Raw genomic sequence first — 5,856 nt, forward strand, 5'->3', positions numbered from 1 at the left:
CCACCCCTGGTTCACCCCACCCACCTGGATCGACCCCCGACGACAACCCATGCCGGCACACAACCGGCGCAACCAACTCACCTTCGCCGCCTAAAGCGAATCCATCGGGCACAGAGCGCGGGGCGCCGAGTGCGGTGATCACGCTGCATCCTCGGGCTCCCGAGTCCTGGGGCCGACCTCCCGCACGACGGTGTAGGTGGGGATCCCGCTCATGCGGGGCTCGGCCTTGCCTGCGATCGCCTTGAGTGCCGCGCCGATCGCCGACATCCGTCCCTCGGTATCGGAGGTCTCGACGAAGTTGCGGTAGTCGGCCTCGCTGGCCCAGTGCACGATGTTGTACACCCGGGATCCGTCGGTGCTCACGTGGAATCGCGCGGATCGGTATCCGGGATAGAAACTGACCCAACGGTTCTGCATCTCGGCGAAGGCGTCGACGAGCTCTGTCCGGGTCCGGGGACCGTCGACGGTGTAGTCGATGATCGAGTAGAAGCCGGTGTCGGTGCTCATGGTGGTTCTCCCTTGTCGAGACGTGATGGGTGCGGCGGTTCAGGTCGTGGTCGGCGTGGTCTGCGCGGAGGCGATCCGCCAGCGGTCGCCGTCCTCGACCATCACGTAAGTGAGTTGCCCCGTGGTCGCGGGCAGGGCCGTTGCGGCGGAATCCCTTCCGTCGAAGACCCGTTTGACGCAGGCCACGATCGCCACGTCGTCGCGGAGGAATCGGATGTCCTCGATGTCGACGGTGGTGGTCACGTCCGCGAGCGGTGTCGCCAGCGCCTGCCGCATCGCCTCGGTCAGCGCGTCCCGGCCCGAGACCCGGCGTCCGCCGAAGTTGACGATGGTCACCTCGGGGGTGTGCAGCGGGATGAATCGGTCCACGTTGTTCTGGAACTCCACGGCGTCGGCGACGAGGCGGCGGATGGCGGTCAGTGCGGGTGAATCGGTGCTCATGTCGGTGCTCCAGGTGGGGGTCGTGGTGGTCAGGGCAGATCCGTGCGGCCGTCCAGGTTGGCGACCATGCGCCGCAGGACGTTGACGGTCGCGACGTAGTCGGCGGTCGGCACCCCCTCGCGCATCTGCCTGTGTGCCTGAGCATTCCGCTCGTGGGCGCGCCGCCGCCCGGCCTCGCCGTCGTCGGTCAGGGTCAGGGTGCCGGCGCCCTCGTCGACGCGCAGCCAGCCCCTGCCGGCCAGATCGTCGAGGACAGCGCCGAAATCTGTTCCCTCGTCGGCGAATTCGTCGAGACGCTCGGCCAGCGTCGTGCGGGTCCAGGTGCCGGGGGACCCGCTCACGTGATTGAGGGTCCACCAGTGCGGCTGGGTGAGCTGTTCGACCGCGAGCTGTCCGCGCAGGGCTCCGATGACCGCGCGGGCCGCCAGGTCGGTCCAGTAGCCCATCGGTTGGGCGGCGATCACGTCGTCGGGGTAGCCGATCATCGTCATGTCGTTGTCCTCTCGGGTTTGCGTTGCGCGGATCAGTAGGCGGCGGTGAACCGGACCCGGTGATGCCGTGGCCGTTCCGCCTCGTCGAGCAGCGCCACCGCCAGGTCCTCCATGGAGAGCACGGAGGCGCCGTCGGCATCGACCAGCAGGTCGTCCGTGCCAAGCCGGAACAGTCCGGTTCGCGTTCCCGGCTCGAGCAGTGCGGGCGGGCTGAGGTACGTCCACTGCGCCGACGCGTCGGCACGGCACACCTCGAGCTGGTCGGCACACGCCCGCGCGATGCCCCGCAACTCGGCGGGGAAGTCCGGTTCGTCCATCACGGTCACCCCGGCCGTGCCGGGCACGGTCAGGGTCGCGGCGCCGCCGACGACCAGCAGCCGCACCCGGGTCCGGGCCAGCCCTGCGAGCAATGCCCTTGTGGTCGAGACCAGCTCGTCCTCATTGCCCGGTGTCGGCCGCGTCGCACTGATCACGAGGTCCTGGCCGACGCTCAGGTCGATGATGTCCTCGATGCTGGCTGCGTCGCCGATGCGGACCTCTGCTCCCGCCGGCACCTCGTGTGCTCGCGCGGGGCTCCGGAGCACGGCCGTCACCTCGTGGCCGCGGTCGAGGGCCTCGGCCACCGCCCTGCTGCCCACCTGTCCCGCCGCGCCGAAAACTGTGATGCGCATGGTTGTTTCGTTCCTGTCAGTTGGTTGTCGATGAATGTCGGGTGGTCCGTGCGGTCCGTGGTCAGGCCGGGAGGGCGGGGCTGCGCCTGGTGGTGCTCACACGCTCGGCGACCCAGACCAGGAAGGTGGCGAGAGCGAGTGCACCCCCGAGGGCACTCACGCCCGCCCATCCGCCGCGCACCCAGGCGACGGCGGTCAGTGCCGAACCTGCGGCGCCACCGACGAAGAAGGCCGTCATGAATGCGGAGTTCAGCCGGTTGCGGATCTCGGGGGCCAGGGCGTAGATGACGTTCTGATTGCTGTTGAGCACCGACTGCTGCGCCACCGTCAGGGCGATCGCGCCTGCCAACAGCCACACCAGCGATGTCGCCCCCGCGGCGATCGCCAGCCAGGACATCGCCAGCAGTGCGGTACCGATACCGGACACCCACTGCACGTAGCCGCGGTCGGCGAGCCTGCCGGCCACAGGGGTGGCGATCGTCCCCGCGACGCCGACCAGACCGAAGAGGCCGATCACCGCCTCCGACCACGAGTAGTGGTCCCCGACCAGTAGGAACGTGACGGATGTCCAGAACACGTTGAACGAGGCGAGCGAGAGCGCGGCGATGATCGCCCGCCAACGCAGCACGGGTTCGGTTCGGAACAGGACGACGGTCGAGCGCAGCAGCGAGGGGTAGGACATCCCGGCGGGGGTGTGCAGGCGGGGCAGGACGCGCCACAGCAACACCGCGACCACGGTCAGCAGCACCGCGTTGACCCAGTAGACCGTGCGCCAGCCGCCGAACTCCGACAGCATTCCCGAGACGGTCCGCGCGAGCAGTCCGCCGAGCAGGAGGCCGCTCATCACGGTGCCCACCACCCGGCCGCGATGTTCCGGATCGGCGAGCGCCACCGCGAAGGTCACCAGTACCTGCGCAGCCACCGAGGTGATGGCGGCGAGTGCGGTGCCAGCCAGCAGGACCGCACCGTTGGGGGCGGCGGCCGACATCAGGAGGAACACCGCGGTGGCCCCGAACATCGCCACCGCGAGGCGGCGCCGCTCCAGGAGATCTCCGAGCGGCAGCAACAGGATCAGCCCCAGGGCGTAGCCGGCCTGCGCGGCGGTGACGACCATCGCCGCTGTCGACGTGCTGAGCTGGAGGTCCTGGCGGATCACGTCCAGGAGTGGTTGTGCGAAGTAGTTGCCCGCCGCCACGAGTCCGGTCGAGACCGACATGAGGAGCAGCAGTCCTCGGCTCAGGCCGCCCGCGGCCTCGGGAGCGGCGGCACGCGGTGTCGTTCGCGCCATCAGGTTTGTCATGACCGAAAGCCTGGCCAAGAAAGATCAATGAGTCCAACACATGTTTGTCACCGCAACGATCGTGATTCAAGATAGATGGATGGAGCTTCAGCAGATGCGGTACGTCCTCGCCGTCGCGGAGGAGAAGAACTTCACCCGAGCTGCCGAACGCTGCCTGGTTGTCCAGTCCGCGCTGAGCCACCAGATCGCGCGCCTGGAACGAGAACTGGGCGCAAAGCTGTTCGACCGGACCAGTCGCCGGGTCGAGCTCACGCCCGCCGGGGAGGCGTTCCTCCCCGAGGCCCGGCAGAGTGTGGAGGCCGCGGAACGGGCACGGGCCGAGGTCACCGCCGTCGCGGGCGAGATCCGGGGCCGGCTCGCGATCGGTGCCATCCCGACTGTCGGGGCGGTCGACCTCGCCGCGTCGCTACGGGATTTCACGGCACGTCACCCGCAGGTGCAGATCAGTCTCCGAATGGGGGCGAGCGGCGATCACATCGACCAGATCCGCCAGGGCACACTGGATGTCGCCTTCCTCGGCCTGCCGCCAGGCGTGCAGCCGACGGGCGTCCGTGGCGTCGAACTGGCGCGTGGAGAACTGGTCGCGTTGATGGCGCCGGGACACCCCCTCGCCGAGGCGAGGGGTCTGGACCTGCAGGGGCTGGCCGACCAGGTGTTCGTCGATTTTCCGGCGGGCTCCGCCGGTCGAGCGCAGTCCGATCAGGCGTTCGCGGCGGTCGGTGTCCAGCGTCGTGTCGCCTTCGAGGTGATGGCCGTGGACTTCTTCGCTCGGCTGATCCGGCAGGGCCTGTGCATCGGGTTGCTGCCGGCGTCCATCGTGTCGGGGTTCCCCGACCTGTGTGCCGTCGAGCTGCGCGATCCCCCGACCCGGGTCGAGCACCTGGTGTGGAGCCCGCGGCGGCCCACGCCGGCGGCCGCGGCCTACCTGTCCGGGCTGGGGGTCGCCGACGACCAGCTCCTGTCGTCGCCGGGGCGTCGGTAGCGACCCGCGCTCAGCGCGCCCGAGCCGCCTCGATCAGGCGGGATCGGCTGATGCCCAGCAGCTCCAATGTTCTTGCGGCGGTGCCGTGCTCGAGTTCCGCGACTCCGGCGACCACGTCGGCGCCCGAGATCGGCCTGCGCTCGGACTTGGCCAGCGCGGTCGCGCTCCTGAATGCGGCCTGCGCGGGTTCGGTCAGTCGCAGCGCTCCGGTCCTTGGCCGCTCGAGCGCCTGCGCGCCGGAGCGACCGGGTTCGCTCAAACCTGCTGCGGTGAGGGCCTCTTCGTGCACGCGAGCGATCGCGTCGCGGAGTGCGTCTCTCGACACGCCTTCCCTGTCGAAGATGCGCTGCGCGGAACCGTCGGGCAGGGACAGGGCCGCGAGGAGCAGGTGCTCGGCTCCCGGGTTCTGATCGCCCAGACGGTCGGCCTCGGCCTCGGTCTCCGCGAACAGCTGCTTCATGGTGCGCATGTCACGTAGCGCGCGAGCGATCCTCATCGACTACTCCTTGTCTGCGTGGCGGTTGAGTCGCCGAGCGCGTGGGGGGCCCAGTCGCTTGTGCGCGGCCTGGCCGGAAATGCCGAGCGCCAGCCCGATCTGGGCCCAGGTCCAGCCGGCATCGAGCGCCTGTTCGACGGCTTCGATCTCGAGCTGATCGGCCCGTCGCCGCAGGGCGACCACGGACGCGAACGCCTGGTCTGGGCTCTCACTCATGCCCATCAACTTAGGTTGATGGGCATGAGCTGTCAACCTTTGTTGATGGGCGGGCGGAAGCCGTAGGTCGGCAGATTCGAACCGAGCCGGTGAAAGTGCCCTTACCTCCGCCCGGGTGTCTTGATCCCGCGCTTCATCTGGAGTCCGCCGGGTTTGGCCTGCGGCGGCTCGGCCGCGGCAGGTGCCTCAGGGTGGGGAGCCTCGACAGCGGGGGCGTGAGCGGCGGCCTTCTTCGCGCCTGGCGCCATCGCTCCGCCCTTCATCTGCAGGCCCTTGCCACCGGGTACCTTGGCGCCGCTCTTCATGGCGAGTCCGCCGGGCTTGGCGGTCGGGGTCGCCGCGGTAGCGGGTGCCTCAGCGGCGTGGGCCTCGTCTGCCGATGCCGGTGCGGCAGCCTTGGCCCCGGGGACCTTGGCTACGCCCTTCACCTGGAGGCCCTTGGCGCCCGGTGCCTTCGCGCCCGGGGCCTTGGCCAGGCCCTTCATGCCCAGACCCTTGACCGCGGGCTTCGCGGCGGCGGGAGCAGCAGCAGCAGCCTCGGCGACCGGAGCGACCGGAGCGGCCGGTGCGGCTTCGGCGACCGGGGCGGTCTCGGCGGCGGGTGCCGGTGCCTTCTCTCGGGGTTCGACCTTGATGTTCGCGGTCAGTGTCGCGGGTTCGAGGCGGGTGATGGATTCGAGCATCATCTGCGCGACGTCGACGACCTCGACGCCTTCGCCCTGGCCCGATTCCTGGCGTGCGGTGACGCCGTC

The 5,856-nt window shown here is 69.7% G+C and carries 8 protein-coding genes and 1 pseudogene; 1 reads left to right on the plus strand and 8 read right to left on the minus strand.

The features are described 5' to 3' along the window. Window positions 1-138: 138 nt before the first annotated feature. The 5 genes from C8K38_RS26635 to C8K38_RS26655 all read right to left on the minus strand — a co-directional run bounded on the left by C8K38_RS26635 (window position 139) and on the right by C8K38_RS26655 (window position 3,410). Window positions 139-507: an antibiotic biosynthesis monooxygenase family protein gene (locus C8K38_RS26635; RefSeq protein ID WP_097214433.1), complete on the minus strand. Its 369-nt coding sequence runs from the start codon at window positions 505-507 to the stop codon at window positions 139-141. A gap of 39 nt (window positions 508-546) precedes the next feature. Then, window positions 547-948, minus strand: coding sequence for an SgcJ/EcaC family oxidoreductase (locus C8K38_RS26640; protein WP_097214434.1), 402 nt, complete (start codon window positions 946-948; stop codon window positions 547-549). A gap of 29 nt (window positions 949-977) precedes the next feature. Next, entirely contained in the window at window positions 978-1,439 is a 462-nt protein-coding gene (locus C8K38_RS26645; RefSeq protein WP_209928245.1) for a MarR family transcriptional regulator, read from the minus strand. 32 nt (window positions 1,440-1,471) lie between these two features. Beyond that, a complete protein-coding gene (locus tag C8K38_RS26650; RefSeq protein WP_097214435.1) occupies window positions 1,472-2,110 on the minus strand; it encodes an NAD(P)-dependent oxidoreductase in 639 nt (212 codons plus the stop codon). Between the two features lie 61 nt (window positions 2,111-2,171). Then, entirely contained in the window at window positions 2,172-3,410 is a 1,239-nt protein-coding gene (locus C8K38_RS26655; protein WP_245221120.1) for an MFS transporter, read from the minus strand. Between the two features lie 79 nt (window positions 3,411-3,489). Here C8K38_RS26655 and C8K38_RS26660 point away from each other — a divergent pair, with 79 nt between their 5' ends. Then, window positions 3,490-4,392 carry a LysR family transcriptional regulator gene (locus tag C8K38_RS26660; protein ID WP_097214436.1) on the plus strand — a complete coding sequence of 301 codons (903 nt, stop codon included), beginning with the start codon at window positions 3,490-3,492 and terminating at the stop codon, window positions 4,390-4,392. A 10-nt stretch (window positions 4,393-4,402) separates the two neighbouring features. On the opposite strand, the gene C8K38_RS26665 is transcribed toward C8K38_RS26660, so the two are convergent. The 3 genes and pseudogenes from C8K38_RS26665 to C8K38_RS26675 all read right to left on the minus strand — a co-directional run. Continuing rightward, complete coding sequence (locus tag C8K38_RS26665) at window positions 4,403-4,888, minus strand: Clp protease N-terminal domain-containing protein (RefSeq protein WP_097214437.1); 486 nt, start codon at window positions 4,886-4,888, stop codon at window positions 4,403-4,405. A gap of 3 nt (window positions 4,889-4,891) precedes the next feature. Then, window positions 4,892-5,104 (minus strand): hypothetical protein, encoded by a 213-nt coding sequence (locus C8K38_RS26670; RefSeq protein WP_245221121.1) that lies wholly within the window; start codon window positions 5,102-5,104, stop codon window positions 4,892-4,894. Window positions 5,105-5,205: 101 nt separating this feature from the next. Further along, window positions 5,206-5,856, minus strand: a pseudogene (locus C8K38_RS26675) (Fe-S oxidoreductase); the annotation flags it as partial.

The sequence above is a fragment of the Rhodococcus sp. OK611 genome (genome assembly GCF_003050885.1).
GTDB classification, from domain to species: Bacteria; Actinomycetota; Actinomycetes; order Mycobacteriales; family Mycobacteriaceae; genus Rhodococcus_G; species Rhodococcus_G oryzae.